Source organism: Salinicola sp., assembly GCF_982684285.1.
On record NZ_CEXLVS010000312.1, the window covers coordinates 1 to 4,044 of the forward strand.

The 4,044-nt window shown below is 65.0% G+C and carries 3 protein-coding genes; all 3 read left to right on the forward strand.

Features of this window, described 5'->3' with window-relative positions:
* Positions 1 to 2,176: bifunctional prephenate dehydrogenase/3-phosphoshikimate 1-carboxyvinyltransferase (locus AC3AYF_RS18855; protein WP_487780183.1), on the forward strand; the 2,176-nt coding region annotated here is incomplete at its 5' end.
* Positions 2,173 to 2,853, forward strand: a complete 681-nt coding sequence (gene cmk, locus AC3AYF_RS18860) for a (d)CMP kinase (protein ID WP_295041169.1) — start codon at positions 2,173 to 2,175, stop codon at positions 2,851 to 2,853. The genes AC3AYF_RS18855 and cmk, both read left to right, overlap by 4 nt.
* 222 nt (positions 2,854 to 3,075) lie before the next feature.
* On the forward strand, positions 3,076 to 4,044 hold a 969-nt coding region (locus AC3AYF_RS18865), incomplete at its 3' end, for a 30S ribosomal protein S1 (RefSeq protein ID WP_487780184.1).

The window sequence follows — 4,044 nt, forward strand, 5'->3', positions numbered from 1 at the left end:
CGTCGGCGCGCTGGCCGCCGCGCTCAAGTCCGGCGGCTATGGTGGGCGGATACTGGCCTGCGACCCCAACCTCGAGGAGATCGACACCGGCCTCGAGATGGGCGTGATCGACGACGGGGGCAGCGATCTCGCGGCGCTGGTCGCCCAGAGTGGCCTCGTCGTGGTAGCGGTGCCGGTCCTGGCCATGGGTCGGGTTTTCGAGCAACTGGCCCCGGTCCTCGGCGATCGCGTGCTGACCGATGTCGGGAGTACCAAGCGCCGCGTTTGCGAGGCGGCGAGGGAAGCCTTCGGTCGTCTGCCGGTCAATTTCGTTCCGGGCCATCCCATTGCCGGTTCCGAGAAAAGCGGCGTGGCCGCGGCCAACCCGGCGCTCTACCGTCATCACAAGGTCATCCTGACGCCGGAGGCTGACACCACGCCGGCAGCCATCGCCACGGTACGGGCGCTCTGGCAACGCTGCGGGGCGGAAGTGCTCGAGATGCCGGTGGACCGGCACGATCAGGTGCTGGCGCGGACCAGCCATCTGCCGCACCTGCTGGCGTTCTCGCTGGTCGACACGCTGGCCCGCCAGGACGAGCGGCTGGAGATATTCCGCTACGCCGCCGGCGGGTTTCGGGATTTCACCCGGATCGCCGGTAGCGATCCGGTGATGTGGCGCGATATCTTCACCGCCAACCGCGATGCGCTGCTGGGTGCGCTGGATGATTTCGAGACCGGCCTGGCGCGATTGCGGGCGGCCGTCGAGCAGGGCGACAGCGACGCCATGCTGGGCACGTTCGATCGCGCCAGTCACGCCAGGCACTATTTTGAAACGCTGTTGAATCAGACGAGTTATCAGACCATGGAAGCACGACAGGTTCAGTACCGGGTGTCGCCCGGCGGTTCGGTCAACGGCCGGATTCGCGTTCCCGGCGACAAGTCCATCTCTCACCGCTCGATCATGCTCGGCGCACTGGCCAATGGCGTCACCGAGGTCAAGGGCTTCCTCGAGGGGGAGGATAGCCTGGCGACGCTACAGGCGTTCCGCGACATGGGTGTCGCCATCGAGGGGCCGCACCAGGGGCGGGTGACGATCCATGGCGTGGGCCTGCACGGGCTGAAAAAGCCAGCCGGTCCGATCTACGTGGGGAACTCCGGCACTGCCATGCGGCTCTTTGCCGGCCTGCTGGCGGGACAGGCCTTCGACACCGAGTTGACCGGCGACGCCTCGCTGACCAAGCGTCCCATGGCACGGGTTGCCGACCCGCTGCGGCTTATGGGGGCGAGGATCGACACCGCGGAAGGTGGGCGACCGCCGCTGCGGATCCACGGTGGCCAGTCGCTGAAAGGCATCCACTACGACATGCCGATGGCCAGCGCCCAGGTCAAGTCCTGCCTGTTGCTGGCGGGGCTCTACGCCGAGGGCGAGACCCGCGTGCGCGAGCCGGCCCCCACCCGGGACCATACCGAGCGCATGCTCAACGGCTTCGGCTACAAGGTCGATCGCGCTGGCGACCTGGCGACATTGCAGGGTGGCGGGGCGTTGACCAGTGCGCCGATCGACGTGCCGTCCGATATCTCCTCCGCCACTTTCTTCCTGGTGGCGGCAGCGATCACGCCGGGTTCCGATCTGGTGCTCGAGCACGTCGGCGTCAACCCGACCCGCATCGGCGTGATCAACATTCTCAAGCTGATGGGCGCCGATCTGCGTCTGGACAATCCGCGCGAAGTCGGCGGCGAGCCGGTGGCCGATCTGCACATTCGTTATGCACCGCTCAAGGGTATCGACATTCCCGTCGATCAGGTGCCGCTGGCGATCGACGAGTTTCCGGCACTGTTCGTTGCCGCGGCCAACGCCGAGGGCACGACCCGTCTGCGCGGGGCCGAGGAGCTGCGGGTCAAGGAGTCCGATCGCATCCAGGCGATGGCCGATGGCCTCGAGATTCTGGGCGTCGAGACCACCGTCTACGATGACGGTATCGATGTGGTCGGTAGTGTCAGCGAGGGCCCGAATTATCAGGGCGGGCAGGTGGACAGTCTCGGTGACCACCGCATCGCCATGGCCTTCACCGTCGCCGCCTTGCGGGCCGGCGGACCGATAGCGATCGACGACTGCGCCAACGTGGCGACGTCGTTCCCCGGTTTCGTCGCGCTGGCCAACAAGGTGGGACTCGAGCTGACGGAGGTATCGGCATGACGACAGTGGCGCCGGTTCTGACCATCGACGGCCCGGGCGGGGCCGGGAAAGGGACGATCAGCCGCATGATCGCCGAGCACATGGGCTGGCACCTGCTGGACTCCGGTGCCCTCTATCGCCTGACGGCGCTGTCGGCGATGCGCAATGGCGTGGCGGTCGACGATGCCGAGGCGCTCTCCGTGCAGGCCCAGGAGCTCGACGTGGTGTTCGCCGTCGAGGATGGGGCAATGCAGATCCTGCTGGAAGGCGACGACGTGACCACGGCGATTCGCAGTGAAAGCGTCGGCAACGCGGCGTCCCAGGTAGCGGCGCTGCCGCCGGTCCGCGCCGCGCTGCTCCAGCGTCAGCGCGATTTCTGCAAGACGCCGGGGCTGGTCGCCGATGGACGTGACATGGGGACCGTGGTCTTCCCCGATGCACCGCTCAAGATCTATCTCACCGCCTCCGCCGAGGAGCGGGCGCGTCGACGCCTGCTGCAATTGCAGCAGGCGGGCGAAGATGCTAGACTCTCGACCCTTTTGGAAGAAATCCAAGCGCGCGACGCGCGCGATATGCAGCGCTCGGTGGCCCCGCTCAAGCCCGCTGAAGATGCGGTCGAGCTGGACACCACGCAACTGGATATACCGGAAGTCGTGGAGCGTATCGAAACGCTGCTCGCCGAAAGAAAGCTCGCCTGAGACCCACCGGTTTCAGGTCGGCTCTCCGGCAGAAGCCGACGACGCACTTCCGCTCCCGGGGCCCCTGGCAAGATGTCATGACGTGCAACGACCCGACTGAAAAGTCGCTGCAGGTCGAACCAGCGCCAACATCCCCAGGGATATGTCGATAAGGCCCGTGCTCGCTGGTGGTACGGAGGAAGACGGTACAACCGTCATCAACGTTGATCACGTAGGAATCACATGAGCGAAAGCTTTGCTGAGTTGTTTGAACAGTCTCTCCAGGACATCAACATGGAACCCGGTGCCATCGTCATGGCGACCGTGGTTGACATCGAAGGCGACTGGATCACCGTCAACGCCGGTCTGAAGTCCGAGGGGCAGATCCCCGCGGCGCAGTTCCGTGACGACAATGGCGAAATGACCATTGCTGTCGGTGACGAAGTCAAGGTGGCGCTGGAAGCCGTCGAAGACGGTTTCGGCGAGACCCGCCTGTCACGCGAGAAGGCCAAGCGCGCCGAAGCGTGGAAGGAACTGGAAGCGGCCTTCGAGAAGGACGAGATCGTCAAGGGCGTGATCAACGGCAAGGTCAAGGGCGGCTTTACCGTCGACGTCTCCTCCATCCGCGCCTTCCTGCCGGGCTCGCTGGTCGATGTGCGTCCGGTACGCGATACCGCGCACCTGGAGCACAAAGAGCTGGACTTCAAGGTCATCAAGCTCGACCCGAAACGCAACAACGTCGTCGTTTCCCGCCGTGCCGTTCTCGAAGCCGAGAACAGCGCCGAGCGCGAGGCGCTGCTGGCGACCCTGCAGGAAGGCCAGCAGATCAACGGTATCGTCAAGAACCTCACCGACTACGGCGCGTTCGTCGACCTCGGTGGCGTCGACGGCCTGCTGCACATCACCGACATGGCCTGGAAGCGAATCAAGCATCCGAGCGAGATCGTGGCTGTCGGCGACGAGATCAACGTCAAGGTCCTCAAGTTCGATCGCGAGCGCAACCGCGTATCTCTGGGCCTGAAGCAGCTGGGCGAAGATCCGTGGGTCAACATCGTCGACCGTTATCCGGAAGGCATGAAGGTCAACGCCCGCGTCACCAATCTGACCGACTACGGCTGCTTTGCCGAGCTGGAAGAGGGTGTCGAAGGTCTGGTTCACGTCTCTGAAATGGACTGGACCAACAAGAACATCCATCCGTCCAAGGTGGTTCAG